We start from the raw sequence: 26,830 nt of genomic DNA, 5'->3' as shown, positions 1-26,830 counted from the left end.
GAGGGGGCGGACGTGTCCACGAGCGAGGGGACGTTCGCCCGCTACGAGATCGTGGACCTGTCGGCGGCCACGATCGAGGCGCTGCGCGGGCGTGCGCTGGACAGCCTGCTGGCCTCCTTCGGGGACCGGCGCCCCTCCCTYGAGCCCGTGATCGGGGTGGGCGACTACGTGGCCGTCTCGGTCTGGGAGGCTGGCTCGGGCGGGTTGTTCTCCGGGCCCCTGGTGGCCGACCGCTTCTCGGCCGGCTCCAAGTCCGCCCTCATCCCCGAGCAGGTGGTGCCCCGCGACGGGGCCATCAGCGTGCCCTATGCCGGGCGCATCCAGGTGGCCGGGCGCCGGCCCCAGGACGTGCAGGCCCTGATCGAGACCGAGCTCGCCGGCAAGGCGATCCAGCCCCAGGTRCTGGTCTCGGTCACCAAGGCGGTGTCCCAGACGGTGACCGTCACCGGCGAGGTCGTGGCCGGGGCCCGGGTGCCGCTCTCGGGCAAGGGGGACCGCCTGCTCGACGTGGTCGCCACCGCCGGGGGCGTGCGCGCGCCGGTCAACGAGACCTTCGTGCGGCTCTCGCGGGGCCAGCAGACCGCCACGGTGCCGCTGACCACGGTGGTGTCGAACCCGGTCGAGAACATCTTCCTGCGCCCGGGCGACACCCTGACCCTGGTGCGCGATCCCCAGACCTTCCTGGCGGTGGGCGCGCTGGGCAACTCCACCGAGATCCCGTTCCAGGCCGAGGGCATCACCCTGGCCCAGGCGCTGGCCAAGGCGCGCGGCCTGTCCGACTTCCAGGCCGATCCCTCGGGCACCTTCATCTTCCGCTTCGAGCCGGCCGCGGTGGTGCGGCGCCTGAAGCCGGGCAGTCCCCTGCTGGGCACGCCCCTGGTGCCGGTGGTCTACCGGATCAACATGCGCGACCCCAACAGCCTGTTCCTGACCCAGGCCTTCCGCATGCGCAACCGCGACCTCGTCTACGTCTCCAACGCCCCCTTCACCGAGGTCCAGAAGGTCCTCTCCGTCTTCTCAGGGCATCACCCTGGCCCAGGCGCTGGCCAAGGCGCGCGGCCTGTCCGACTTCCAGGCCGATCCCTCGGGCACCTTCATCTTCCGCTTCGAGCCGGCCGCTGTGGTGCGGCGCCTGAAGCCGGGCAGCCCCCTGCTGGGCACGCCCCTGGTGCCGGTGGTCTACCGGATCAACATGCGCGACCCCAACAGCCTGTTCCTGACCCAGGCCTTCCGCATGCGCAACCGCGACCTCGTCTACGTCTCCAACGCCCCCTTCACCGAGGTCCAGAAGGTCCTCTCCGTCTTCTCAACCGTCACCGCACCGGTCTCGGCGGCGGCGTCGGTCTACAGCGTCTCGCGCTGACACGAAAAAGGGGGCGCTCGCTGCGCCCCCTCCCTTCGTTCACCGACGTACCCGATCCTAGAAGTAGGACTTCAGCGTGCCGCGGCGGCGGACGTCCAGCGTGGCGCAGTGGAACGAACCACCGAACGGGCCGTAGGACAAGAACGGCGCCGGGATCGGATCGAACCCCCAATCCTTGAGCGCCTTGATCAGTGTCGGCTGGCTCGCGTCGACGACGATCTTCTTCTCGTCGAGCGCCAGGACGTTGATCGACGTCCAGGGCGAGCACATCGAGATCTTGCTCATGAAGCCCTCGACGGGATCGGGCCGGGGCGCGATCAGCACGTCCCACTTCTTCAGGACGGCGGGCAGCTTCTCGACGTCGATGTAGTCCGGGTTGACCAGCACCTTGCCGGGCGCCAGCGGCATGAACGACGAGTCGATGTGCATCGGCTGCGGGCAGCGGCTCTCGATCTCATGGACCCGGAAGCCGGAGCCGAGGTGGCGGCGCAGCCACTCGATGCCCATCAGGTTGGTCACGTTGGAGCGCGTCACGAAGATGTCGCGGCCGCAGCGCACGAAATCGGCGGCGTCGAAGACCGGCTCGAACTCGTTGACCGTGAACTGCATCGGTTCGCCGGCCTTCAGGTTCGGCACCCGGTAGTCGTAGTTGTAGAGTTCGTCCGTGAGCTGCGGCCGGGGCGCCGAGGTCCAGCGCGCACCGTTCCGGAAGTACTCCTTGAACAGCGAGCGGTAGGCATCACCCTCGAAGTAGCGCGAGCGCCAGCACATCGGGCTCTCGATGATCTCGTCGCCGATCACGAGGTACGGATCGCGCGGGCATGCGACGCAGAAGCCGCGGGAGGACCAGCGCGGCGCCTTGTACTTCCGCGAGAAGTCGAGCGAGTCGGGACGGCGGATCTTCACGCCCTCGCCGGCCAGGATCGAGATGAAGTTGTCTAGCTCCTTCTGCGCGAGCGTCTTCATGAACTTCGGGTACCGGAACCCGGACGCGAAGCGATAGAACGGCTGTGCCGCTCGCGGAAGGTTGAAGATGACCGTCAGGTGGTGTGTCGGAATGGTCGCACCGTCGAGACTTCCGACGATGACCTCCTCCAGCGGGTCCCACTCGTTCCAGGCCATGACCGGAGAGCTCGGCGCGGGATCGCGGGTCGCCCCGTAGGCGCTTCCGGCGTAGCGCTCCATCTGCGCGTCGTCGTGCACGACCTCACCGGTCGTGATGTGTGATTCGCGGTCCATCGAATTCCATTCCCCTGTCCGCCCCGACGGCTGATTCTCGGGCCTTCCGCCCTGTGCCGCTTTGGTTCTGACTGTGTCTCCGGGGTGATAGACAACGGTTCCCAAAGCTGCAACTTCCGGAGACGTTCACCGTTTCCGACGGTTTTTTCCGGTCGGAAACACGGCGGATCTAAGCTGCGATTCGCTGTGCTGCTGGCCGAAAGGGGCCCATGAAACGTCTCACGACATTGGCCCTGATCGCCGGTCTCTGCACGGTCGTCGGCCTGTTCCTGTCCTCGGGACTGGAAGACGTCGCGGCTGCTGTGGTCAGCGCCGGTTGGGGTGCCCTGATCGTGGTCGTCGCACGCGCCGTCGCGGTGGCCTGGGCCGGCCTCGGCTGGTTCGTGATCTTTCCGGCAGCGGCGCGCCCGACGCTCTGGGACTGCATGACCCTGCGCTTCGTGCGTGAGGGCATCAACACGCTCCTCCCCGTGGCCCAGGTCGGCGGCGATTTCGTCGGTGCCCGGCTCCTGACCAAGCGCGGTGTGCCCGGCGGAATCGCGGGCGCCAGCATGTTCGTCGACCTGATGACCCAGGCGGTCACCCAATTCCTGTTCACCGTCGCGGGCGTCCTGCTCCTGGTCTGGATCGCCGGCGATGGTCCGATCGTCCGGACGGTGGCGGGCGGTCTCGCCCTCGCGGCGCCCGCCCTCGGCGCTTTCTACCTGATCCAGCGCCGGAGCGGCCATCAGGTCATCCAGGCCCTGGTCAGCCGCTTCGCCGGCTCGCGCGAATGGCGGGCCCTCGGCGCCATCGACGTACTCTACGACAGCCTGAAGCGTCTCTACGGCAACCGCGGCCGCGTCGCCGGTGGCCTCGGCATCCATCTGATCGGCTGGCTCATCGGCACGGTCGAGGTCTATGTCGCCCTGCATTTCATGGGCTATCCGGTCAGCATCGTCGAGGCGGTGGTGATCGAGAGCCTCGCCCAGGCGGTTCGCGGCGCGGCCTTCGCGGTCCCGGGCGCCCTCGGCGCCCAGGAGGGCGGCCTCATCGCGCTCTGCGCCATCTTCGGCATCCCCGCCGAGGCGGCCCTGGCGCTGTCCCTGGTCAAGCGTCTCGCCGACCTTCTGGTGGGTGTTCCCGGCCTCTTCGCCTGGCATGCCCTGGAGGGCACCCAGGCCGTCGAGCCGGTGGCGGCGGAGGCGCGGGCCGAACCCGCCCTGCGGCACGACCTTCTCGTCCCGGTGCTCGCCAATGACTTCGGCAGCCGCGCTCGCGCCGAGGCCGATCTGGGAGATCTCAAGAAGTGCGCCTGAATCGCGTCGTTCTCGCAGCCCTCCTCTTCGGCCTGCTGCACCTGAGCCCGACCGCGCGCGCGGCGGACGATGCCGCGGTGGAGTCGATCAGCAAGATCTATACGACCTTCGAAGCGGCCCTGAAGGAGGCTCCGAAGGATGTCGGGGCGCGTGCGGCCAGCATCGGTCCCACCCTGAGCGAGACCTTCGATTTCCCGGCCATGATCCGCCTGGCCGCCGGACCGAAGTGGAAGACCTTCACGCCGGAGCAGCAGGGCGCGCTGACCGAGGCCTTCGGCCGATACTTCACCGCGACCTATGCCACACGACTCGCGCAGGCGGCCGGCGGCAAGTTCACGGTGAAACCGCAGAGCGAAGCGCGGGGTGCCAACCGCGTCGTCCAGACCGAAGTCGCCAACAAGGACGGCGACACCTCCCAGGTCGATTTCCTGGTCGGTTCCGGCAACCGGGTGCAGGACGTTTATCTCAACGGGAACGTCAGCGAAGTGGCGAGCCTGCGCGGCAGTTTCGCCGAGCCGCTGAAGACCGGCGGTGCGGACGGCCTCCTCACATTCATGCGCGATCGCACCACGGGAATGCTCGCCGTCAAACCAGCGCCTTAGAGTCGGGTGAAACACGCCGGACTTTGTTCCTCTCCCCGCCTTCGACGATTCGCGCCGCTCGCTACCGCGGCACTCTCACGAGACCCGTGACCGAGCGATGCCCTTCATGGACCTGACCTGGCTCTCGCACCTTTTGCCGCTGATCGCCCTGGTCGGCTGCTTCTACGGCCTGACGGCGGCTGCCCTGGCCACGCGGTTCGCGCGGAAGCCCGAGCCGAAGCTCGGATCCACGGTCCCGACGGTCACGATCCTCAAGCCCCTCTGCGGGATCGAGCCGAACCTCTACGAGAATCTCGAGACGTTCTGTCAACAGGCCTATCCGGCGCCGGTCCAGATCGTGTTCGGTGTCCAGAACGCCGCCGATCCGGCGATCCCGGTGGTCCGCCGCCTGCAGGCCACCTATCCGGCGGCTCGCCTGGATCTTGTGATCGACGCCCGCCAACACGGTTCGAACCGCAAGGTCTCGAATCTGATCAACATGTCGGCCCGCATCGCCCATGACGTCGTCGTCCTCGCAGACAGCGACATGGTGGTGAAGCCGGATTACCTCGCCCGCATCGTCGCTGCGCTGAGCCAGCCGGGCGTCAACGGCGTCACCTGCCTCTATCACGGCGTACCGGCGCATCGGGGCATCTGGGCCCACCTCTCTGCGCTCGCCATCGATGTCCAGTTCCTCCCCAACGTGGTGATGGGGACGTCCCTCGGCCTCGCCAACCCGTGCTTCGGCTCGACCATCGCCTTCAGCACGAAGGCGCTGGCGGCGATCGGCGGCTTCGAGGCGTTTCGGGACGATCTCGCGGACGATTATGCCATCGGCGAGGCCTTGCGCGCGCAGGGTGGCCTCGTGGCGATCCCGAGCTTCAGCATCGGGCACACCTGCGTCGATACCGACTTGGCGAGCCTGTGGAGCCACGAGCTGCGTTGGAACCGCACCATCCGAAACGTCGATCCGGCCGGATACGCCGGTTCGTTCGTCACGCACGCCTTTCCGCTGGCCCTGATCGGCGCGCTGATTCCCGGGGCTGGCACCACTGCCCTCGCGGTCGCCGCCTTTGCACTCGCCTGCCGCATCGTCCTGTGCGTCCGGCTGGAACGTGCCTTCGGCCTCGCCGCGCACCCCTACTGGCTGTTGCCGATACGTGACATCCTCTCCTTCATGAACTTCACCTGGAGCTTCGTCTCAGGTGCGGTGACATGGAAGGGCCATGATTATCGCGTGGTTGCAGACGGTACCTTGATCCCGGAGACGACGCTCGGCCGCGATGCTGGTGCATCGTCGCTTTGACCTTCGCCTCGACCCTCGTTTCATCTTTCCCCTGATCTCGCTGAGGCCTTGAACCCCATGCGCACCCTCTTCCTGCAGGCCCCCACCTTCGACGGCTTCGATGGCGGCGCCGGCTCCCGCTACCAGGCCAAGCGCGAGATCAAGTCGTTCTGGTATCCGACCTGGCTCGCTCAGCCGGCCGCTCTGGTGCCGAACTCGAAGCTGATCGACGCCCCGCCGCACAACATCAAACTCGACGAAATCGTCGCGCAGGCGCACGATTTCGATCTCGTGGTGCTTCACACCTCGGTTCCGTCGTTCAAGTCTGATGTGAAGACCGTCGAGGCGCTGAAGGCCGCAAACCCGAAGCTCATCGCTGGCCTGATCGGCGCAAAGGTGGCGGTGGACGCCGCCGGCTCCATGGCGCAGGCCCCCTGCATCGATTTCTGTGCCCGCAACGAGTTCGACTTCACCGTCAAGGAAGTCGCCGACGGCACCCCGATGTCCGAGATTAAGGGCTTGTCCTATCGTGATGCCAATGGCGTCGTGGTCCATAACGAGGACCGCGAGATCATGACGGACATGGATCAGCTGCCGTTCGTGACGTCGGTCTACAAGCGCGACCTCGAGATGGAGAAGTACTTCATCGGTTACCTGAAGCACCCCTACATTTCGTTCTATTCGGGCCGTGGCTGCAAGTCGCGCTGCACCTTCTGCCTCTGGCCGCAGACGGTCGGCGGCCACACCTACCGGACCCGTTCGGTCGCGCACGTGATCGAAGAGATCAAGTACTGCCTGAAGGAATTCCCGCAGACGAAGGAGTTCTTCTTCGACGACGACACCTTCACGGACAACCTGCCCCGCGCCGAGGAGATCGCCCGCGAGCTCGGCAAGCTCGGCGTGACCTGGTCGTGCAACGCCAAGGCGAACGTGCCCCGCGAGACCCTGAAGGTCCTGAAGGATAACGGCCTGCGCCTGCTGCTGGTTGGCTACGAGTCCGGCAACCAGAAAATCCTGAACAACATCAAGAAGGGCATGCGCGTCGAGGTGGCCGAGAAGTTCACGAAGGACTGCCACGAACTCGGTATTGCGATCCACGGCACCTTCATCGTCGGCCTCCCGGGCGAGACGAAGGAGACGATCCAGGAGACGATTGCCTTCGCCAAGCGCATCAACCCGCACACGATCCAGGTCTCGCTGGCCGCGCCCTATCCCGGCACGTTCCTTTACAAGCAGGCCGTCGAGAACGGCTGGCTCGACGTCGAGAATGCTGAACTGGTGGATGAGAACGGCGTTCAGATCGCGCCGCTTCACTATCCGCACCTGTCGCATACGGAAATCTTCGCGGCCGTCGAGGAATTCTACAAGAAGTTCTATTTCCGTGCGCCGAAGATCGCCTCGATCGTCTCCGAGATGGTTCGGTCCCCCGACATGATGAAGCGTCGCCTGCGCGAGGGCGTGGAGTTCTACCGCTTCCTTAAGGAGCGTCAGACCAGCGCCGCCGCCTGAGCGCGACGCCAGTTCGATGTGAGACGGCCGGGCTGGAAAGCCCGGCCGTTTCGCGTTTCGGGGTTCAGGTCCCCAGCCGCGGACGGGGATCTCGTCCGCCAACCGGAGCCGCTGTATGAAGCGATTGGTTGTCACGGCCGATGATTTCGGCCTCAGCCTTCAGGTCAATGAGGCGGTGGAGCAGGCCCACCGCGACGGTATCCTCACTGCCGCGAGTCTGATGGTCTCGGCGCCGGCCGCCGCTGATGCAGTGGAACGGGCCAAGCGCCTGCCGTCCCTGCGGGTCGGTCTGCATCTCGTGATGGTGGAGGCTTGGCCGACCTTGCCGCCGGCCGAACTGCCGGATCTCGTCGGGTCGGACGGGCAGATTCGCAGCGATATGGGTCGGCTGGGTCTGGATCTCGCGCTGAAGGCATCGGCGCGCCGACAGCTCGCTGCCGAGATCGAGGCGCAGTTCCGCGCCTATGCGGCGACGGGCCTGTCCCTCGACCACGTCAACGCCCACAAGCACTTCCACGTGCACCCGCTGATCGCCGGGCTCGTCCTGGCGGCCGGCGCTCGGCACGGCATGCGGGCGATCCGCGTCCCGCGGGAGACCCGGGCGGTCCTGCGGGCGGCCGAGCCGGGGACGCAGGCGAAGGCGGCCCTGGACACGGCACCCTGGGCCGCGCTCCTCGCGGTCCGCGCACGCCAGGCCGGCCTCCTGATACCCGATCGGACGCTTGGTCTCGCTTGGTCGGGAGCAATGACGCCGGCCCGTGTGGCGGGCCTTCTGACACATCTGCCGGACGGTCTCACCGAACTTTATACCCACCCGGCGACCGGGGGCGGGTTCCCGGGCGAGGCTCCGGGTTATGCCTACGCGGCCGAGCGCGACGCGCTCATCGCTCCGGAAAGTTCGGCGGCCGTCGCCGGGATCCCGCGTGGCGGGTTCTCGGACTTTCTGACCTGAGGGTTCGAACGGCCCGTCGCCGATCGCGCTTCCGGATCGGAAACGGGCGCGGATTCGATCCGCGCCCGTTTTTCGTTTTGCTTTGAGAGTAGCGACCTACTTCGCGGGAACGGCTTCCACCGTCTGAGCCCGTGCGGTCGGCGGCAGGGCTGCGTCGCCTTCGGGGCGCTTCGGATCGGGGTGCTTGGGCGGTGGGCCAAGGAAGGCCGGGACCACGAAGAACGCGGCTACCAGGGTGAAGAACAGCGACAGGGCAAGGAGCTTGCCCATGCTGGCCGTGCCCGGATGGCTGGAAAGCACCAGCGAGCCGAAGGCGGTGCCGGTGGTCAGGGCCGAGAAGAAGATCGCCCGCGTCAGGCTGGAGGCCAGCATGTCGGTGACGCCGGCCCGCCAGGCGATGACGTAGTAGATGTGGAAGGCCACGCCGACGGCGAGCATCAACGGCATCGCAATGATGTTGGCGAAGTTCAGCGGCATCCCGACGATGTGCAGCGCCATCAGCGTCCACAGGGTCGCCAGCACCAGGGGCCCGAGGGTCATCGCCACGTCCCACGGCTTCCGGAGCGCCACCGACAGGATGATGAAGATCAGAACCAGGGCGGTGATCGCGGCCTGCAGGAACGCACCGAGGATGGTGTAGCTCGACGAGGTCGTCGCGACGGGAGCCCCGGTCGCGTGTGGCGCAACGCTCTGGACCTCCTTGGCGAAGTTCCGCAGGACGCGGTTGTCGTTGGCGTCACCGCTCGGGTGGACCTCGATCCGCGAGCGTCCGTCGGCGGCGACCCACTCGGCCTTGAGCTTCGGCGGCAGGTTGTCCAGCGTAACTTTCTCGGGGTTCAGGAGCCCTGAGAGGCGGGTCAGCAGCGTCTTCAGGTCGGTGGTGAGCGCGACGCTGGCGGCCTCACGGGTGCCGACCGGTGCGGCGGCGAGCTTGTCGAGGTCGGTGGCGAGGTCGCCCGCCGCCTTCGCGCCTGGTGCATCGGAACCTGACGCGATGCCCCGCAGGGCCGTGACCGCCTCCTTGATCGCCTTGACGTTGTCCGCATCCGTGGGCGGCGGCGGCTTGCGGCCCGGATTCAGCACGGGACCGAGGAGCTGCGCCGTCTCGGCGATGGTCGCGAGCTTCTGGTCCTGATCCGGCGGCACGAAGGTGTTGATGTCGATCACCTTGGCCACCGACTTCAGCTTCGTGAGCTTGTCGGCCAGGGCCGGGACAGCCTCCACGGAGGGCGCCATCACGTCGATGATGTTCGGGCTGGTCGCCGGATCTTTGATCAGGTCGAGATAGGTCGAGATCGACTCCACCTTCGGGCTGCGCAGGTGCATCGGGTTGGAGTCGAAAGGCAGCTTGAAGAGAAGCGGAGTGCCCGCCAGCGTGATCACGCCGACGCCGATCAGGATCGGCTTGCGGTTGCGGATGATCCACGGGTCGACGCCGGCGAGCCAGGTGGTCTCGACGGCCTCGCGCTCGCCCTTCGGCTTGAACACCGCGATGAGCGCGGGCAGCAGCGTGAGGGCGAACAGATAGGCCACGATCATGCCGACACCGGCGATGAGGCCGAGCTCGGAGACGCCGCGGAACGCGGTGGGCAGGAACGCGAAGAAGCCGGCGATCAGGGAGATCGCCGCCAGGGTCAGCGACCAGCCGACTCCGTGCGCCGCGGCCCGCATGGCCGAGAGGAGGTCGGGCTGCTCGAAGCGGTCGGCACGGTAGCGGACCGCGAACTGGATGCCGAAATCGATGCCGAGGCCGACGAAGAGCGCCGCGAACGCCACCGAGATCGGGTTCAATTCGCCCACCATCAGCAGGCCGAGGCCGGCGGTGACGATGAGGCCCGCAAAGGTGGTGATCAGCACGGCGCCGATCAGTGGCGCGGAGCGCAGGGCGAGCCAGAGGAACAGGACGATCGCCCCGACCGTGACGCTATAGTTCAGGAGCGCATCTTCGGAGAGGGTGGCGAATTCGTCATCCGCCACCGCCACGGGACCGGTCAGCCGCATGCGTGGCGCACCGGCGAATTCAGAACCACCCAGGGTGTTGATCTTGAGATCGGAAGCGACCTTGCGCACCACCTCGGTGGCGTTCGCGCCGGGCTGCAGAGCGTTGTAGTCCAGCACCGGCTGGATCATCACGAACTTGCGCAGATCGGTGCTCTGCGTCTGCCCGTTCGACAGGAGCATCTGCCAGGACATCCGCGCCGGCTCGCCGGCCAGCACCTTGCGCACGGTCGCATCGATCTGCGTCATCGGCCGCTCGAGATCCTCGAGCTTGGCATCGCCGCTCTTGATACCGCGTGCGCCGAGACCCAGCACCCGCATGATACCGCGCAGGGACGGATCGGCGGCCAGCGGACCCAGCAGACCCTGCTGCTGCACGAGCTGCTCGGTGGTCTTGGTCAGCTCCTCCTGCGACATCAGGAGGAAGCCGTTCTTCTCGTAGAAGGCACCGCCGTCCGGACGGTAGACCGACTCGATCATGTCCTTGTGGCTGACGAGGGCCGCCGAGAACTCGGCCGCCGCTTCCTCCGCCTCCTCGGGCGTCTTGCCGTCGATGACCGCGACGAGGGTGCCCGTGCGTTGCGGAAAGGCCTTCTCGTAGTTGATCTCGTCCTGTCGCCAGGGCACATCCTTGTCGATCAACCGCTCGACGTCGGTATTGATCTTGAAGAGGTGAGCCGCCACACCGGCACTTGCCACGGTGACGAGTGCGACGAGAGCTATGACCAACCAGCGACGCTGGACGGAAAACGCGACGAGCCGTTCGATCACGAGTATCCTACCTGCCTGAGCGATCCGATTGCCGCCCGGCCGCGCCACATGTGGGCGCCGAGGCCAGTACGGCCACGGGACGGGAATCGATCTGTCTTGTGACGCCGGTTATCACCTGTTGGTGCAAAACCCGAATCCGGCGCGCGATCGGCCGGAGAGCGACGGTCCTCGGATCATCGAACGAATCGCATCGCTCACACGAATTTGCTTCACCGTGGCGCTCACCTAGCGAGCAAATGTCTGTAATGCAACGCGAACGGATCGATCAGTCTCCGGTTCGTCCAGGCGTGCGCTTTCGCACCGCACATCTCCACGACCCAAGCTTTGTTGGATCGGACAAGCGGTGACGAACAGCCAAGCTGCGGCCCAGGCATGCAGCCAAGGATTAGGAATAAGCGCTTCCGGCGGAGCTATATGCCGCCGGAGCGTTCCGGCTGACCGAAGGGTCCGGGTCACCGTCTGTGGCCGGATTGTTGCAGCACCCGGAGAACTTGCGCGAACGGCATCCATTCGGAGCCTTTCGGATTGGTTCCAGTCTAGCTCGCTGGAATTTGGCCTTTTTTCACGCTAAGCAGCCCGATACATCGGGGCCAACAACAAGGAGCCGCGTCTTGGGCATCCCTATCCGGTACGTCGCGAAGATTGGCGGCTACATCCTGAAGCAGCACCTCACTGGTCGCAAGCGCTACCCGCTCGTGATGATGATGGAGCCGCTGTTCCGCTGCAATCTTGCCTGCGCCGGCTGCGGGAAGATCGATTACCCCGACGAGATCCTGAACAAGCGGCTGCCGGTCGCCGACGCGCTGGAATCCGTGCGCGAGTGCGGTGCACCCGTGGTGGTGATCGCCGGCGGCGAGCCGCTGCTGCACAAGGATCTGCCCCAGATCGTCGAGGGCATCATCGCGCAGAAGAAGTTCGCCATCGTCTGCACGAACGCGCTTCTGCTCGAGAAGAAGATAAAGGAGTACAAGCCCAGCCCGTACTTCACGTGGTCGATCCATCTCGATGGCGACAAGGAGATGCACGACCAGTCGGTGTGTCAGCGCGGCGTCTACGACAAGGCAGTGGCGGCGATCGCGAAGGCCAAGGAGATGGGCTTCCGCGTCACCATCAACTGCACCTTCTTCAACAACTCGTCCGCCGACAAGATCGCCGATTTCTTCGACAGCGTGACGAAGATGGGCATCGACGGCATCACCGTCTCGCCGGGCTATGCTTACGAGCGGGCGCCCGATCAGAAGCACTTCCTGAACCGCAAGGCGACGAAGGAGCTCTTCCGCGGCGTGTTCCGGCACGGCAAGGAGAAGGGTCGCGAGAAGTGGACCTTCCAGCAGTCGGGCCTGTTCCTGGACTTCCTGGCCGGCAACCAGACCTACCACTGCACGCCCTGGGGCAACCCGACCCGCACCGTGTTCGGCTGGCAGAAGCCCTGCTACCTCCTCGGCGAGGGCTACGCGGCGACCTTCAAGGAGCTGATGGAGGAGACCGACTGGGACTCCTACGGCACCGGCAACTACGAGAAGTGCGCCGACTGCATGGTCCATTCGGGCTATGAGGCCTCTTCGGTCGTCGACTCCGTGAAGAAGCCCTGGAAGCCCCTGGTGCACGCCCTCCGCGGCATCAAGACCGAGGGCGAGATGGCCCCCGAGGTCAGCCTGGAGAACCAGCGTCCGGCCGAGTTCGTGTTCTCGCGCAACGTTGCCCAGAAGCTGTCCGAGATCAAAGCCTCGGGTGTCGACACCAAGCGCGAAGCCCGCAACCGCAGCGCCGCCTGATCCAGGTTCGGCGCCGCCATCCGCGAACAGTGAAAGCCCCGCTCTGCTTCGGCAGGGCGGGGTTTTCGTTGTCGCCCGGGTGCTGGCTGCGCGGGGAAACTCGCGGCAGGCGCCTTAAAAGGCCGAGATGCCGCGCTTCCGGGACGGGACGCCGATTCCGCCGCTGGCGATCTCCTCCGGGGTGGGGATGTCTGTCTGGGCCGCCGGCACAGGCACGGCCGCTGTCGTGACGGATGTGGGTTGCGGCAGCTTGCCCACGCGCTCGATGCGCACGCCGACATAGTCGCCGCGCCGCCAGGCGATCCGGACGAGGCAGAGGAAGTCCCGCCCGATGATCCGGAGCAGGAAGACGGGCGGGAGCGCCTGGCTCGCACCGACGCAGATTCGTGCGCCCGATTTCGAGACGTCCTTCACGCTGCACGGAATCTCGGTGCCGTCCCGAAACCGGATCGTCGCGATCCAGTTTGTCGGGCTGCGCTCCTCGCGCCGCGGGATCGGCGCCGCTGATTCGGGTTGCTCCATGCGGGTCGTCACGGGGTTCCGTCTTTGCGCACCGTGCGCGTCGGCGCATGCTAGCAGCGGAAGTCTTTACAGACGGATATCGCCCGCCGCACGCTCCGCTTGGCGATGAGTCGGCGGCGCGTCGCGGGCGGTCACGGCCGGGGAGGTCGGCGACGGTGCGCAGAGCGCAACCCGACCGTGATCAAGCCTCCACGCGACCTGAACGGCCCATTCCGGCAAAGCTTCGATCCGGAATAGGGCGGGACGCCTTGCCTTGCCGGCGCGAATCCTGATAAGGCAACCGCCTTTCCGCGATGCATCGACACATCGCCGAGGCCGCCGTCAGGTGCCTCGTTCCCGAGACCCTATGGACAGGCGGCGGGCTCGTTCCCGACCGACGTGAGACCGATGAAGATTCGCAACTCCCTCAAGTCCCTCCGTGGCCGTCACCGCGACAACCAGATCGTGCGTCGCAAGGGCCGCGTCTACGTCATCAACAAGACCCAGAAGCGCTTCAAGGCCCGCCAGGGCTGAGGCCACGGGGTGCTTGGCCGCCAGACGCGGCAAGCGCGCACGTTGACGTCGCGATCCGGGGCGAGGAAGCTCCGACCATGTCGCGACCCTCTCCGCATCGATCCTGCCTGAAAGCCGCGCTCGTCGCGGCTTTCTGCGTTTTCCTCGCTGTCCCCGCCGGAGCCCGGCCGACGCCGGAGGCGCCGCCGCCGAAGAAGGCGCAGCCGCTGACCCTCGACAACCTCTACGCTCGGCTGAAGGCGGCGGGCGACGAGGCCGAGGCGAAGGGCATCGCACGGCTGATCGAGCAGCGCCTGGGCCGATCCGGCAGCGCCACGGCCGACCTGCTCACCGAGCGGGCGCGGCAGGCGATGTCCGGTCAGGATCTCCCCCTGGCGATCGAGCTGATGGACCGGGCGACGACCCTGGAGCCCGGATGGTCGGAGGGCTGGAACCGGCGCGCGACGGTGTTCTGGATGCTGTCGGACCCCTCCGCGGCGATCGCGGACCTGCAGCGCACCCTCGTGCTGGAGCCGCGTCACTACGAGGCCTGGGCGGCCCTGGGGCGGATCTACCAGACCCTTGACGACAAGCGCCGCGCCCTGGAGGCCTTCCGCCGGGCGGCGGCGCTGTATCCCCGGATGGACCGGCTGCAGCAGGCCATCGACCGGCTGTCGCCGGACGTCGACGGCCGCGACCTGTAGCCGATCATGCTCCTGCTCAAGCTGATCGCCGGCCTCCTGGCTGGCGGCGTCGTCCTCGCGCTCGTCGCCGCGGGCGTCACCCTGCTGATCGCGGCGCGGATCGACGCGCGCTATCCCCCGGCCGGACCGTTCGCGTCGGTGACCGGCGGGCGCATCGGCACGATCCAGGCCGGTCCGAACCCGTCCGTCCGGGGTACGGTCGTTCTGCTGCACGGGGCCTCGGCCAACGCGGCCGACCCGATGGCGGATCTCGGCCGCCGCCTCGCCGCGGAGGGGTTCCGCGTCGTCGCTCTCGACCGGCCGGGCTTCGGCTGGAGCGACCGCCTGACCGGCGGCGCCATGGCGACGCCGAAGGCCCAGGCCGCGGCGATCGCCGAGGCCCTGGCGAACCTCGGTGTCGGGCCCGCCCTCATCGTCGGCCATTCCTGGGCCGGCGCCCTGGCGACCGCGCTCGCCCTGGATCATCCCGATCGGGTCGCGGGCCTCGTCCTCCTCGCGCCGGCGGTGATGCCGCTGCCCGCGCTCGGACCGATCCCCTGGTATTACCGGCTGGCCCTGGTCCCGCCGGTGACCTGGCTCCTCAGCCGGACGGTGGCGACGCCGATCGGGCTCTACTACCTGGCGCCGGCGGGCCGGTCGGTGTTCCGGCCCCAGGAGGCGCCGGCCGGCTACCTGGAAGCGAGCCGGGCCGCGCTGCTCCTGCGTCCGGCCACGATGCTCGCCAACGTCCAGGACCTGATGGCGCTGCCGGAGGCCCTGACGCGCCAGAGCGCCGCCTACGACCGCATCACCGCGCCGACCGTCATCATCACGGGCGACCGCGACGGCATCGTCCCGGCGGACCGGCACGCGAGGCCGCTCGCACGCCTGATCCCGGGGGCCCGGCTCGTGGTCCTGCCCGGGATCGGCCACATGGTCCACGTCGTCGCCACGCAGGCCGTGGTCGACGAGGTCGTGCGCCTCGCCGAATCGCTGCCCGCTCCCTGAGGCGCGTCGGGCCCGGAGCCCGGCGCGCCCCCGGCCGGGTCAGGCCTTCGCCGCGTGCTCGCGGGTGACGAAGGCGATGCGCACGAGGTTCGTCGCGCCGGGCGTCCCGAACGGCACGCCGGCCACCACGATGATCCGGCCGCCGATCTCGGCGAAGTTTTCGCGCACGGCGAACTTCGCCGCCCGGAACGCCATGTCGTCCACGTCGCTCGCATCCTTGGTGACGATGGGGTGCGTGCCCCAGCACAGGGCGAGGCGGCGCGCCGTCTCGCGCTTGGGCGTCAGCGCGATGATGGTTGCGTTGGGCCGGGAGCGGGCGAGGCGCAGGGCGGTGGAGCCGGAATGCGTCCAGGCCATGATGGCCGTGAGGTTCAGGGCGTCGACCATCTGGTGCGCCGCCGCCGCGATGGCGTCGGAGGCGGTGGCGTCGGGCTCGGAGCGCTGGGCCGTGAGGATGGTCCAGTAGAGGGCATCCCGCTCCACCTGCTCGGCGATCCGGCTCATCATCGAGATGGCCTCGATCGGGAAGGTGCCGGAGGCGCTCTCGGCCGAGAGCATCACCGCATCCGCGCCCTCGTAGACGGCGGTGGCGACGTCGGAGACCTCAGCGCGGGTCGGCACCGGGGCGGTGATCATCGATTCGAGCATCTGGGTCGCGACCACGACCGGCTTGCCCATGCGGCGCGAGGCGCGGGTGATGCGCTTCTGCACGCCGGGCACCTGCTCGAGCGGCATCTCGACGCCGAGATCGCCGCGGGCCACCATCAGGCCGTCGGAGATCTCGATGATCTCCTCCAGGCGGGTCAGGGCCTGGGGCTTCTCGATCTTGGCCATCACCAGCGCCCGGCCGGCCGCGACCTTCTTCACCTCGGCCACGTCCTCGGGACGCTGCACGAAGGAGACGGCGATCCAGTCGGCGCCTGCCGCGAGGCCGGCTTCGAGGTCGCCCCGGTCCTTCTCGGTCATGGCGGCGACGGGAATCACCGTGTCGGGCAGGGAGACGCCCTTGCGATTCGAGATGCGGCCGCCGATCTCGACGCGGGTCACGGCACGGCCCTCGGACACCTCGGTCACCGTCAGCCGCAGCTTGCCGTCGTCGATGATGACGACGTGGCCGGGCTCCAGGGCCGAGAGGATCTCCGGATGGGGCAGGTAGACCCGCGAGACGTCGCCGGGCGTCGGGTCGCTGTCGAGCACGAAGGTGGCGCCGTTCTGCAGGATGGCGGCGCCCTCGGCGAAGGCGGCCACGCGCAGCTTCGGCCCCTGGAGGTCGACGAGGATCGCGATCGGATGCTTGAGCTCGCGCTCGATCGTGCGGATGACCTCGATCTTCTCGGGCAGCTTCTCGCGGGGCAGGTGGCTCATGTTGAGACGGAAGACGTCCGCGCCGGCGCGAAACAGCTTCTCGATCATCTCCGGCGTGTCGGAGGCCGGGCCCAGGGTCGCGATGATCTTCGTGCGGCGTGAACGTTTCACTGTGGTCTCCATCCCCAATACCAGCCTCGCCGGTTTCGGACGACCGGCGTTGAGCGAAGGGCCACAAGCACCGATGGGGCCGGCGCGTCAAGAACGCCGGACCGTGCCGGCGCCCGACGGACGCCGTCGCACTGCGCTGCCTGCATGCGCGCGCGGCCCCGCCGCCGGTTCCGGCGCGGGGGATCCATGGCGGGAGACGCGGGACGCCGCGAAACCACGTGAACAGAACGAAAGCCGGTTCCCCGGCGTCCCTGGGCCCGGCCCCGGAGGCCCGAACCCGTCACGTCACGACGTCTGTCTACGGCGCTGGCGACTCGGCTTGTGGCGGCCCCCCTCCGGTGCCCCGATCCCTTGCGGGATCGACGGCCCCGGCGGCCGGCTGATCATGGCCCAAGGCCCCGGACCCGCCTCGTAGTGGGCGGGCCGTCCGTTGTCTGGGGATGCCCCAGATGCCGGGCCGCCGAAACGGCCCTCCATCCGGAACACCTTGCGTCGCGCGGTGCCGCCCGGGGCGATGGCGAAACCGGGCCATCGACACGGGCGCCGTCTCCTCCTCCCAAACCCGCCGACCCGGTCCGCCAGCGGGCATCCCATCGGGGGAGGCGAGTGACGGCAAAAGAGCATACAATAGGAATATTGTCAAGAAATTCGTGCGGCCTCCTGGCCGTGATCGATGGCGGACGCTTGTCGCGATACCGTCGGTGGCCAGCCTGATGGCGGCCCGTACCGGGGTGGGATCGATCGAGTCGTGTCCTGCGACTCAACGGACCCTTCCCGGATGGGCACTGTCATGGGCCGACGCTTGGGCTCGTCTCAACCCGCTGCGCCCCGGAAAAGTCCGCGTCGTGGCAATGGGTAGAGTCAGAACCGAAGGCTGGAATCGGTCGCTTTCCGCCGGTCTGCATCGAGACGTGGGACAGCGGGACCGGACGTTCGACCCGCGCGGAAGTGCGCCGCCTAACGAAGCGCTTCCGCGATCCGGAGTAGCGTCGCGGTGACGATACGGGGGTCGAGGGGCGCCACGGCAGTCCGGATGCGATCTTCCGTATCGGTCACGATCCCGGAAGCCCTGTCCAAGATGCCGCGACCCGACGCCGTCAGTTCGGTCTTCAGAACGCGCCCGTGCTCGGGGTGGGCCGTCCGCACGATGAAGCCGTTGCGCTCGAGCGCGACGAGGATCGCCTGCATCGTCTGCGGGGTGACGAAGGCGGTCCTCGCGAGCGTGGCGTTCGACGCGCCCGCCTTGCCCTGAAGGCAGGCGAGGACCGCGTATTGAGGCATGGTCAGCCCGATTTCACGAAGCTCGGCGTCCAGACGGACGCGGAGCGCGTGCTGGGCCTGCTTCAAGGCGAACCCGACGGTCTCGTACGGATCACCCATGCCGGACACGGCGGCCTCGCTTGACATATCAGTGCCCTTATATGTATCAGGACCCTGACAATAGCGTCGAGCGTCGGCTTAGGGAAGACCCATCGTGCCTCATCTCATTGGACCGGATTTCATCGGTATCCAGGTCGTCGACATCGAGGCCGCGCGGGCCTTCTACACGGACGTCGTCGGGTTGAAGGCGGCCGCTCAAAGTCCGCCCGGCGCCGTGGTCTTCGACACCAAGCCCATCCCGTTCGCCGTCCGCACGCCCGTGATCGACCTGGGGGACACGGAAGACCTCGGCCGGGGCATCGCCATCTGGTTCGGCTGCGACGACGCCGACGCCCTGCACGATCACCTTGCCCAGCAGGGCACGACGATCGTCTTTCCGCCCAAGGACGGGCCGTTCGGCCGCTACTTCGCGTTCCGTGACCCGTTCGGCTACACGATCACGCCGCACACCGTCGCACGGCCATAGCCGGAGCGCGCCATCCGGACGCCCGACCGTCGCGGACGGTACGGGCGGACGGGAGTGGTTCACGCCGTCCCGCGGGCGTCATCCCTCGCGTCGAGGTCGGCGATGAGGCCCCTGCCGTTCGGCTGCCAGCCCAGGCGGGACCGCGTCAGTGCGCTCGACGCCGTCATGTCGGCCCCGACGAACCCCGCCAGCCATCCGAAATGCGCGGCGGCCGCGTCGGGCGCCACGGAGACCGCCGGGACGCCAAGGCCCCGGCCGACGGCTTCCGCGATGGCCCGGAGCGGGACGCCCTCCTCGGAGACGGCATGGTACCGGGCCCCCGCCTCGGCACGCTCCAGGGCCATCACGTAGAGGCGGGCGACGTCGCGCCTCGGTCCCGCCGCCCAGCGGTTCGCGCCGTCCCCGACATAGGCGGAAACGCCCTTGGCCCGGGCATGGGCGACGAGGTAGGTCACGAGTCCCTGCTTCACGGTGTCGTGTACCTGCGGGAGCCGCATCACCGACACGTTGACGCCCGCGTCCAGCAACGCCGCACCCGCCCGCTCGGAGGCGACCCGGGGGTTCGGGTGGTCCAGGTCGAAGACGTCCTCGGTGGCGGGACGGCCGGGCGTCGGGCAGCCCATCGCCACGCCGGACGTGATGAGCAGGGGCCGGTCCGAGCCCTTGAGCGCAGAACCGAGGGCCTCGATGGCCCGCCGGTCCTTCTCGCAGTTGGCGACGAAGTCCGAGAAGTCGTCATGATCGAACGCGGCATGGATCACGCCGTCGGCCCGGGCGGCTCCCTCGCGCAGGCTGTCCGAGTCCGTGAGGTCGCCCCGATGCGGCTCGACCCCCGCCGTCCGCAGCGCCGCCGCACCTGCCTCGGACCGTGTCAGCCCGATGACCTGATGCCCGGCGGCGACGAGTTCCGGGATGAGCGCCGAGCCGATGAAGCCGGTGGCGCCAGTGAGAAATACGCGCATGTGTGTTCGTCCGCGTCATGAGGGAGACCCTCTTTCCCGCAGCGCCCGACACCATAAAATACGTGACCGTATCAGGGTATAATTGCTCACAGGATCGCCATGCCGGCCGGCTCGGAGAACCCCCTCGGCGCCTATCTGCGGGACCGTCGGTCAAAGCTGGACCCGTCCTCCTTCGGGTTCGCGGGCCGCAGGCGGACGCCGGGCCTGCGCCGGGAAGAGGTCGCCCAGCGCTCGAACATCAGTGCGACGTGGTACACGTGGCTTGAGCAGGGCCGCGGCGGCGCGCCCTCCGCGGACGTGCTGAACCGCATCGCCGCGGGGCTGATGTTGACCGATGCCGAGCGCGAGCACCTGTTCATGCTCGGCCTCGGACGCCCGCCGGAGGTCCGCTACGCGGCCGCCAAAGGGATCACGCCCCGGCTGCAGCGGCTGCTCGACACGCTGGAGACCAGCCCGGCGCTGATCAAGACCGCCACCTGGGACGTCGTCGCGTGGAACCAGGCGGCTGCCGTTGTGCTGACGGATTGGGACACGGTCCCGCCGGGCGAGCGCAACATCCTGCGCCGCATGTTCGGCTCCAGCCATGTGCGCGCGATCCAGCACGACTGGGACAGCGTGGCCCGGTACGTGGTCGGAGCGTTCCGTGCGGACGCCGCCCGCGCTGGCGCGGCGTCCGAGGTTGGCGCGCTGGTCGAGGAACTGTGCCGGACGAGCGAGGACTTCGCGTCGCTGTGGCGCGAGAACGATGTGCACCATCACGGTGAGGGGACGAAGCGGCTGAAGCACCCGATCCTCGGCGCCATCGAGCTGGAATATTCGTCCTTCGCTGTCGACGGTCGCCCCGATCTCGGCCTGATCGTCTACAACCCCACCACGCCGTCCGTCAGGGAGCAGATCCGCAGGCTGGTCGATGCCCGGTCCGGTGAGAGCATCCCCGCAGACCCGTCACGGTAGCTGCGCAGTCGACATCGACTGTCAGGTCAGAGGCGGAACGTCCGCTTCAAGGGGAAAGGCCAGGGTCTGCTGACGACCTCGAACCGAAGCAGCCGGACGTCCGGCGAATCACCGCTCTCGGGGAGCACCGACGCGGACGTGTACAACTGGGGTGGGTCGAAGACGGACCGTCCGCTCATGGCCCCCAAAGTCGCCGCTTGCTGTCGATCCCAGCCGAACCAGCAGCAGGAGGCTTGGAAAAAAGGCCATACACCCCGAGACGAACCGGATCTCCAGCGTGAGACCGGAACCCGCCATAGCCGAACCCCCGCCACGCCTCAGGGCGTCGGCGCCACCGGCTGGTTTGGGTCGGTGAGCTGGATCGTCCAGCTCTTCTGCTCGCCGGTATCGACCTCGTAGAAGCCGTTGCGGTCGAGGCCGCGGGCGAGGCAGTCCTCGACGCCGCGGATCGTGAATTCGCGGTCCTTGGTGCACATCAGCGAGCGGCCGTTCCACTCGCCGCCGCGCGTGTAGTCCACCGCATAGACGTAGTAGAACCGCGCCGCGAGGGAGCCCTTCAGGAGCGTCTCGCAGACCTTCGGCGCCACGTCCCACCAGCCCTCCGTCACCCAGCCCTGCGGATCGCGGTAGCCCAGCGCGATGCCGACCTTGCTGGCGGTCTGGTTGCACATGCGCAGGTCGGCCCGGGCGGGCACCGGGAGCAGCGTGACGGCCAGGAGGGACGCGCCCGCGAAGGCCCGCTGCGCGCTGCCGACACGCCGGGGGCGGTCCATCGGAGCTCGGGCGTCGAGCCGAACAGGGCTCCCGCTCCGGTCAGGCGAGACGTTCGGCGCGGTGGGATCCATTTCCGACGAGCGCCGGTCCAGGCACGGGTTCGTCCCTCTCCCCCCGGCGGGGGAGGGTGCCTGCGGGGCAGGCGGGAGAGAGGGCGCCCCCTCCGAGTCAGGCGCTCCCCTCACCCGACCCCCTTCGCGGGCCACCCTCTCCCGCGAAGGGGAGAGGGGAACGCGCGCGGGTCGGGACTGGAAACGCGTGCGTCCCATCAGGCGCGCGAACGCCCTAGCCGACGAGGATGATGCGGCAATCGTTGACATTGGTGCGTGTCGGACCCGGCTGAACGAGGTCGCCGATGGTGGCGAAGAACTTCGTCGAATCGTTGTCGGCCAGCATCGCGGCGGGATCGAGCCCGGCGGCGCGGGCGCGCGCCAGCGTGGTCGGGTCGACCAGGCCGCCGGCCGGGTCGGTGGCCTCGCCACGGCCGCCGTCGGTGCCGTCGGTGTCGGCGGCGATGCCGAGGATGCCGGGCGCGCCCTCCAGCGCGAGCGCCAGCGCCAGGGCGTATTCCTGGTTCGGGCCGCCATAGCCCTCGCCGCGGATCGTCACCGTGAGCTCGCCGCCCGAGATGAGCGCGACCTTGCGGCCGGCGCCCGCGAGGTCGAGGGCCATGCGGGCATGCTCGGCGGCGACCTCGCGGGCCTCGCCCTCGAGGTCGGGCCCGAGCATCACGGGCTCGTAGCCGGCCGCGGCGGCGGCGGCGGCGGCCGCCTCCAGGGCGTCGATGGGCCGGGCGATGATGCGGTACTCGGCCCGGGCGAAGGCGGGGTCGCCGGCCTTCGGGGTCTCGTTAGCGGGATCGTTCAGCAACGCCTTGGCGGTCTCGGGCAGGGGGATGCCGCGGCGCTCGCAGATCGCGCGGGCATCGGCCAGGGTCGTCGGATCCGGCACGGTGGGGCCGGAGCCGATCACCGCCGGGTCGTCGTGGGGCACGTCGGAGACCGCCAGCGTCAGGATCGAGCGGGCGTTGCGCGCCATCATGGCGAGGCGGCCGCCCTTGATCCGCGAGAGGTGCTTGCGCACGCAGTTGATCTCGTTGATCGGCGCACCGGAGCGCAGCAGGGCCTTGGTGATGGCCTGCTTCTCCGTGAGGGTCAGCTCCCCGGCCGGGGCGATCCAGTTGGCCGAGCCGCCGCCGGAGAGCAGCACCAGCACGTCGTCGTCCGGCCCCGCATCGGCGGCGATCTTCAGGGTGTCGATGGTGGCGTCGATGCCGGCCTGGTCCGGCACCGGATGCCCGGCCTCGACCATGCGGATCATCGGCGCCTCCTCGCCGTAGCCGTGGCGGGCGACCGCCAGGCCGACGATGCGGCTCGGATCGACGCCGTGCTCCTCCCGGTAGAACCGGCTCGCCACCGCCGCCATGCTGCCGCCGGCCTTGCCGGCCCCCAGGATGATGAGGCGGCCCTGTCCAGGCGCCGGCAGGTGCGGCACGAGGCAGCGCGCCGGGTGGGCGGCGGCGATGGCCTCGTCGAGGCAGTGGAGGAGGAGGGCGCGGCGGGCGTCGGTCGAGGCGGTCTCGGTCGAGGGGGAGTCGGTCATGGCGTTTCCGTATTCCGGTGGTCGATCGCGAAGGCGGCCCGGTGGTTCTCCTCCGGAGTGTTGTGCCCCCGGCATGGTGCCGGATTGTTGCCGTCGCGGCGCGATCCGCGATACGTGCTGTGCCCGACGCTTGCCGCCTCGGCAAGCCGCGCGTGCGCGGGCATCCCCCGCGATGCGGCCGGAGCCTTGCGTCCCGCCTGGTACAACGATGCCGCCCGCGCTCAACCGGACCGTGCCTCCCCATGCAGACACCGCATCCCGTCGAGACCCTCCCGGGCGATCCCGCCCGGGGCCTGCTCCTGATCTGCGACCACGCCTCCAACCACGTCCCCGAGGATTTGGGTCAGCTCGGGGTGCCGGAGCACGAATTCGCCCGCCACATCGCCTACGACATCGGCGCCGCCGCGGTGACGCGCGCCTTGGCGGCGGCCCTCGGGGTGCCGGCGATCCTGACCCGGTTCTCGCGCCTGATCATCGACCCGAACCGGGGCCGGGCCGACCCGACCCTGGTGATGCGCCTCTCCGACGGGGCGGTGGTGCCGGGCAATGCCCGCATCGACGAGGCCGGCAAGGCCGAGCGCATCCGGCGCTTCTACGAACCCTTCGACGCGGCGATCGACGCCGGGGTCGCCGAGGCCGAGGCCACCGGCACGCGCCCGGCCATCGTCACCATCCACAGCTTCACGCCCTACTGGCGCGGGGTGCCGCGGCCCTGGGAGGTCGGCATCCTGTGGGACCGGGACGACCGCATGAGCGCACCCTTGATCGCGGGCCTGCGGGCCGATCCGGCCGGGCTGACGGTGGGCGACAACGAGCCCTATGGCGGGGGCCTGCCCGGCGACACCATCGACCGCCACGCCATGGCGCGCGGCCTGCCGAACGCGCTGGTGGAGATCCGCCAGGACCTCATCGCCGCGGAGGCGGGACAGGCCGCGTGGGCGGAGCGATTCGCACGCCTCCTCCGGCCGATGCTGCCGATCCGCGCTTGACGGGAGGCTTGCGCGCGCCGACCTCAGGTGGAGATTGGGAGACCCAGCATGACCGAGATCGACGACGCCACCCGCACCGAGCTCGAGGCCGCCGTGTTCCGGCGCCTCGTCGCCCACCTGCAGACCCGCACGGACGTGCAGAACATCGACCTGATGACCATGGCCGGGTTCTGCCGCAACTGTCTCTCGAACTGGCTCAAGGACGCCGCCGACGCCAAGGACCTGCCGATGACCAAGGACGAGAGCCGCGAGGCCGTCTACGGCATGCCCTTCGCCGAGTGGAAGCGCCTGCACCAGTCCGAGGCGACGCCCGAGCAGCAGGCGGCCTTCGCGAAGGCTGCGGCGGAGCCACACTGAGGCCGCAGCGGGGCCGCACTAAGGTCCCGGTAAGCTTGACGGCTTATCGAGGCGGTTCCGGCGCAGCCTCCCGCGCTTCGCAGATCAGGGACTTGAGACGACCATGGCCGCATCCGCCGCACCCGCCGTCGACGCTTCCTCCGTCGCCGCCGACCAGCTGAAGAGCTTCATCGAGCGCATCGAGCGCCTCGAGGAGGAGAAGGCCGGCCTCGCCTCCGACATCAAGGATGTCTACGCCGAGGCCAAGGGCACCGGCTTCGACACCAAGGCCCTGCGCAGGATCATCTCCCTGCGCAAGAAGGACCATGCCGAGCGCCAGGAAGAGGAAGCCATCCTCGAGCTCTACATGCAGGCCCTCGGGATGGTCTGACCCCCGCCTTCGACTCCGGCGCGGGCCGCGGGGCGGACGTCCCGATCCGGCCTCGCCCGGCGGCGGTCCCGTCCGGGGCGGCGAATTGCGGCCCGGGCGTTTTCGGAGCATTGCGGAGGCCATGCCCTCCGATGCTCCGACGCCAAGGATCGCCATGCGCACGAATGCCGGTCTCGCCCTCGCGCTCTTCCTCGCCTCGGCGCCCGTCCCGGCCCTGGCCGCACCGAACGAGGCCGTGCTCGCCGCGGCGAAGGCGCAGGACGGCCCCTATCGCGAGACCCTGAAGGGTCTGGTGGACGTCGATACCGGCACCGGCGACGTTCCCGGCCTGTCCACCGTCGAGGCGATCCTGACGGCGCGCCTGAAGGCCTCGGGGCTCACGGTCGGCACCCGGGCCGCCCCCGCCTTCGGCGGCAACACCCTGATCGGCACGCGCGCGGGCAAGGGCACGCGCAGGATCATGATGCTGGTCCACTACGACACCGTCTTCGGCACCGGGGACGCGGCCAAGCGCCCCTACACCGAGCGGGACGGCCGGGCCTATGGACCCGGGGTGGCCGACGCGAAAGGCGGCGTCGCCATGATCCTGCACGTCCTGGCCGCCCTGGAGGCGCTGCACTTCGACGGCTACGGCACCCTCACGGTGGTGCTGAACCCCGACGAGGAGCGCGGCTCGCGCGGGTCGCGCGACGCGATCGCCGAAATCGCCCGCGACCAGGACGTGGTCCTGTCCTTCGAGCCCTCCTTCGCCGAGGCCGGCGTCGATGCGGTCACGGTGGCAACCAAGGGAATCAACTACGCCAGCCTGACGGTGAAGGGCCGCGCCTCCCACGCGGGCGGCGCGCCGGAGGCCGGCCGCAACGCGGTGGTCGAGCTCGCCCACCAGATCCTGCAGCTGCAGGACCTCGGCGATCCGGGCAAGGGCACCAGCCTGCACTGGACCGTGGTCCAGGGCGGCACCAAGCCGAACATCATCCCCGAGGCGGCCCGGGCGGAGGGCGACATGCGCTACTTCGCGCCGAGCGAGTACGAGCGGGTGCTGACCCAGGCCCGCCGGATCATCGGGACGCACCGCGTTCCCGACACGCAGGTGAGCTTCGACCTTGCCAAGGGCCGCCCGCCGCTGCCCCAGAACCCCGCGACGCAGGCGCTGGGCGAACGGGCGCGGGCGATCTACGGCGAACTCGGCTCCGCGCTCGCCCTCGCCGAGATCGGTGGGGGCACCGATGCGGGCTACGCCTTTCAGCCCGACAGTCCGGCAAGGCCCGCCCTCCTCGAATCCCTGGGCATCGTCGGCGGCCACTATCACAGCGCGGACGAGTTCGCCGTGCTCGCCAGCATCACGCCGCGCCTCTACCTGGCGACCCGCCTGGTGATGGAGGTGTCGCGCGATCCGGCCCCCTGAGCCGGCCGCGTCCCCCGATCCGCCGCATGCCGTGACGGCTCCCCCGGTGAGGGCGCCGAGCGGATGGCCGGGAGGTGCCTGACGGTCCGGGCGCGCTCGGGCGAGGCCCGGGCCGCCCCTTGCGGCAGATCAAGGCGCGCCGCCGACAGGCGCCGTCAGATGCCCGTGAAACAAGAACGGGCGCGACCATGCCGAAGCACACGGGACCGGTGCTCGTCGTCGATGACGATGCGGCCGTCCGCCACTCCCTCCAGTTCATCCTGGAGCTCGAAGGCTACGCCGTCCGCCTCTACGCGGATGGCGCCGACCTCCTCGGCGACGCCGCCCTGCCGTCCGCCGGGTGCCTGCTGGTCGATTACTGCATGCCCGGCATGGACGGCGTCCAACTCGTTGGACGCCTGCGGGACCGCGCCGTCGATCTTCCGGCGATCCTGATCACCGGCTGCCCGACGGACGACCTGCAGCGCCGGGCCAAGGCCGCCGGCTTCCGCCGTGTGGTCGACAAGCCGTTCGAGGACGGCTCCCTCCTGGACGGGATCCACGAGGCCCTCGCGGCATCGTCCCGAGGCGGGGAACGGGTCCGTAAAGCCCCTTGAGCGAAGACCCGGAATTTTGCCGT

The 26,830-nt window shown here is 68.9% G+C and carries 24 protein-coding genes and 2 pseudogenes; 18 read left to right on the top strand and 8 right to left on the bottom strand.

The genetic code is table 11. The features are described 5' to 3' along the window. Both ASF41_RS10550 and ASF41_RS26610 read left to right on the top strand, forming a co-directional pair. Positions 1–1,020, top strand: a pseudogene (locus ASF41_RS10550) (polysaccharide biosynthesis/export family protein); the annotation flags it as partial. Continuing rightward, positions 1,016–1,363, top strand: a pseudogene (locus ASF41_RS26610) (sugar transporter); the annotation flags it as partial. The pseudogenes ASF41_RS10550 and ASF41_RS26610, both read left to right, overlap by 5 nt. A gap of 57 nt (positions 1,364–1,420) precedes the next feature. Here the strand turns inward: ASF41_RS26610 and ASF41_RS10545 are convergent. Beyond that, positions 1,421–2,548: an amidinotransferase gene (locus ASF41_RS10545; RefSeq protein ID WP_407067271.1), complete on the bottom strand. Its 1,128-nt coding sequence runs from the start codon at positions 2,546–2,548 to the stop codon at positions 1,421–1,423. A 263-nt stretch (positions 2,549–2,811) separates the two neighbouring features. Here ASF41_RS10545 and ASF41_RS10540 point away from each other — a divergent pair, with 263 nt between their 5' ends. The 5 genes from ASF41_RS10540 (at position 2,812) to hpnK (ending at position 8,227) form a co-directional block, all read left to right on the top strand. Further along, the gene (locus tag ASF41_RS10540) at positions 2,812–3,900 is read left to right on the top strand and encodes a flippase-like domain-containing protein (protein ID WP_056493007.1); all 1,089 of its coding nucleotides are present in this window, start codon (positions 2,812–2,814) and stop codon (positions 3,898–3,900) included. Next, positions 3,891–4,502: a phospholipid-binding protein MlaC gene (locus ASF41_RS10535; protein ID WP_056351231.1), complete on the top strand. Its 612-nt coding sequence runs from the start codon at positions 3,891–3,893 to the stop codon at positions 4,500–4,502. The genes ASF41_RS10540 and ASF41_RS10535 overlap by 10 nt, the downstream gene beginning before the upstream one ends. A 106-nt stretch (positions 4,503–4,608) precedes the next feature. After that, complete coding sequence (gene hpnI, locus ASF41_RS10530; protein ID WP_056493066.1) at positions 4,609–5,787, top strand: bacteriohopanetetrol glucosamine biosynthesis glycosyltransferase HpnI; 1,179 nt, start codon at positions 4,609–4,611, stop codon at positions 5,785–5,787. Positions 5,788–5,844: 57 nt separating this feature from the next. Then, positions 5,845–7,275, top strand: coding sequence for a hopanoid biosynthesis associated radical SAM protein HpnJ (hpnJ, locus tag ASF41_RS10525; RefSeq protein ID WP_055951775.1), 1,431 nt, complete (start codon positions 5,845–5,847; stop codon positions 7,273–7,275). 115 nt (positions 7,276–7,390) lie between these two features. Next, on the top strand, positions 7,391–8,227 hold the full coding sequence (hpnK, locus tag ASF41_RS10520; RefSeq protein WP_056493004.1) for a hopanoid biosynthesis-associated protein HpnK: 837 nt from the start codon (positions 7,391–7,393) through the stop codon (positions 8,225–8,227). Between the two features lie 96 nt (positions 8,228–8,323). On the opposite strand, the gene ASF41_RS10515 is transcribed toward hpnK, so the two are convergent. Further along, entirely contained in the window at positions 8,324–10,996 is a 2,673-nt protein-coding gene (locus ASF41_RS10515; protein WP_056493001.1) for an MMPL family transporter, read from the bottom strand. Positions 10,997–11,607: 611 nt separating this feature from the next. Between ASF41_RS10515 and hpnH the strand changes: the two genes are divergently transcribed. After that, positions 11,608–12,771, top strand: coding sequence for an adenosyl-hopene transferase HpnH (gene hpnH / locus ASF41_RS10510; protein WP_055951783.1), 1,164 nt, complete (start codon positions 11,608–11,610; stop codon positions 12,769–12,771). A gap of 114 nt (positions 12,772–12,885) precedes the next feature. Here hpnH and ASF41_RS10505 read toward each other — a convergent pair whose 3' ends face one another. Further along, positions 12,886–13,305, bottom strand: coding sequence for a PilZ domain-containing protein (locus tag ASF41_RS10505; RefSeq protein ID WP_244479615.1), 420 nt, complete (start codon positions 13,303–13,305; stop codon positions 12,886–12,888). A 375-nt stretch (positions 13,306–13,680) separates the two neighbouring features. Here ASF41_RS10505 and ykgO point away from each other — a divergent pair, with 375 nt between their 5' ends. The 3 genes from ykgO to ASF41_RS10490 all read left to right on the top strand — a co-directional run bounded on the left by ykgO (position 13,681) and on the right by ASF41_RS10490 (position 15,476). Then, positions 13,681–13,806, top strand: coding sequence for a type B 50S ribosomal protein L36 (gene ykgO / locus ASF41_RS10500; protein ID WP_056222898.1), 126 nt, complete (start codon positions 13,681–13,683; stop codon positions 13,804–13,806). Between the two features lie 77 nt (positions 13,807–13,883). Then, positions 13,884–14,489, top strand: a complete 606-nt coding sequence (locus ASF41_RS10495) for a tetratricopeptide repeat protein (protein ID WP_056492995.1) — start codon at positions 13,884–13,886, stop codon at positions 14,487–14,489. Positions 14,490–14,495: 6 nt separating this feature from the next. After that, positions 14,496–15,476, top strand: coding sequence for an alpha/beta fold hydrolase (locus ASF41_RS10490; RefSeq protein ID WP_056492992.1), 981 nt, complete (start codon positions 14,496–14,498; stop codon positions 15,474–15,476). Between the two features lie 39 nt (positions 15,477–15,515). Here the strand turns inward: ASF41_RS10490 and pyk are convergent, their stop codons facing one another. Beyond that, positions 15,516–16,952 carry a pyruvate kinase gene (gene pyk / locus ASF41_RS10485; protein ID WP_056223036.1) on the bottom strand — a complete coding sequence of 479 codons (1,437 nt, stop codon included), beginning with the start codon at positions 16,950–16,952 and terminating at the stop codon, positions 15,516–15,518. 957 nt (positions 16,953–17,909) lie between these two features. Next, positions 17,910–18,359, bottom strand: a complete 450-nt coding sequence (locus tag ASF41_RS10480) for a MarR family winged helix-turn-helix transcriptional regulator (protein ID WP_244479614.1) — start codon at positions 18,357–18,359, stop codon at positions 17,910–17,912. Positions 18,360–18,426: 67 nt separating this feature from the next. Between ASF41_RS10480 and ASF41_RS10475 the strand changes: the two genes are divergently transcribed. Next, entirely contained in the window at positions 18,427–18,798 is a 372-nt protein-coding gene (locus ASF41_RS10475) for a VOC family protein (protein WP_056492989.1), read from the top strand. A gap of 59 nt (positions 18,799–18,857) precedes the next feature. Here the strand turns inward: ASF41_RS10475 and ASF41_RS10470 are convergent, their stop codons facing one another. Next, a complete protein-coding gene (locus ASF41_RS10470) occupies positions 18,858–19,760 on the bottom strand; it encodes an SDR family oxidoreductase (RefSeq protein ID WP_056492986.1) in 903 nt (300 codons plus the stop codon). Between the two features lie 99 nt (positions 19,761–19,859). Between ASF41_RS10470 and ASF41_RS10465 the strand changes: the two genes are divergently transcribed. After that, positions 19,860–20,714, top strand: a complete 855-nt coding sequence (locus tag ASF41_RS10465; protein ID WP_056492983.1) for a helix-turn-helix transcriptional regulator — start codon at positions 19,860–19,862, stop codon at positions 20,712–20,714. Positions 20,715–21,031: 317 nt separating this feature from the next. Here ASF41_RS10465 and ASF41_RS10460 read toward each other — a convergent pair whose 3' ends face one another. Further along, entirely contained in the window at positions 21,032–21,487 is a 456-nt protein-coding gene (locus ASF41_RS10460) for a DUF1036 domain-containing protein (protein WP_056222876.1), read from the bottom strand. 286 nt (positions 21,488–21,773) lie between these two features. Next, positions 21,774–23,090, bottom strand: coding sequence for a glycerate kinase (locus tag ASF41_RS10455; RefSeq protein ID WP_056492980.1), 1,317 nt, complete (start codon positions 23,088–23,090; stop codon positions 21,774–21,776). Positions 23,091–23,332: 242 nt separating this feature from the next. Between ASF41_RS10455 and ASF41_RS10450 the strand changes: the two genes are divergently transcribed. The 5 genes from ASF41_RS10450 (at position 23,333) to ASF41_RS10430 (ending at position 26,807) form a co-directional block, all read left to right on the top strand. After that, positions 23,333–24,079 (top strand): N-formylglutamate amidohydrolase, encoded by a 747-nt coding sequence (locus ASF41_RS10450; RefSeq protein ID WP_056492977.1) that lies wholly within the window; start codon positions 23,333–23,335, stop codon positions 24,077–24,079. A gap of 48 nt (positions 24,080–24,127) precedes the next feature. After that, positions 24,128–24,436 (top strand): DUF1244 domain-containing protein, encoded by a 309-nt coding sequence (locus ASF41_RS10445; protein WP_056351209.1) that lies wholly within the window; start codon positions 24,128–24,130, stop codon positions 24,434–24,436. Between the two features lie 103 nt (positions 24,437–24,539). Then, positions 24,540–24,806, top strand: coding sequence for a DUF2312 domain-containing protein (locus ASF41_RS10440; RefSeq protein ID WP_055951813.1), 267 nt, complete (start codon positions 24,540–24,542; stop codon positions 24,804–24,806). A 154-nt stretch (positions 24,807–24,960) separates the two neighbouring features. Then, positions 24,961–26,211 (top strand): glutamate carboxypeptidase, encoded by a 1,251-nt coding sequence (locus tag ASF41_RS10435; protein ID WP_056492974.1) that lies wholly within the window; start codon positions 24,961–24,963, stop codon positions 26,209–26,211. Positions 26,212–26,399: 188 nt separating this feature from the next. After that, positions 26,400–26,807 carry a response regulator transcription factor gene (locus ASF41_RS10430; protein ID WP_056222854.1) on the top strand — a complete coding sequence of 136 codons (408 nt, stop codon included), beginning with the start codon at positions 26,400–26,402 and terminating at the stop codon, positions 26,805–26,807. Positions 26,808–26,830: the final 23 nt, after the last annotated feature.

Origin of the sequence: Methylobacterium sp. Leaf111, assembly GCF_001423285.1 — a bacterium.
Taxonomy (GTDB): domain Bacteria; phylum Pseudomonadota; class Alphaproteobacteria; order Rhizobiales; family Beijerinckiaceae; genus Methylobacterium.
Note: the sequence above shows the minus strand (reverse complement) of the source record. Positions and strands in the feature narration are given on the sequence as shown.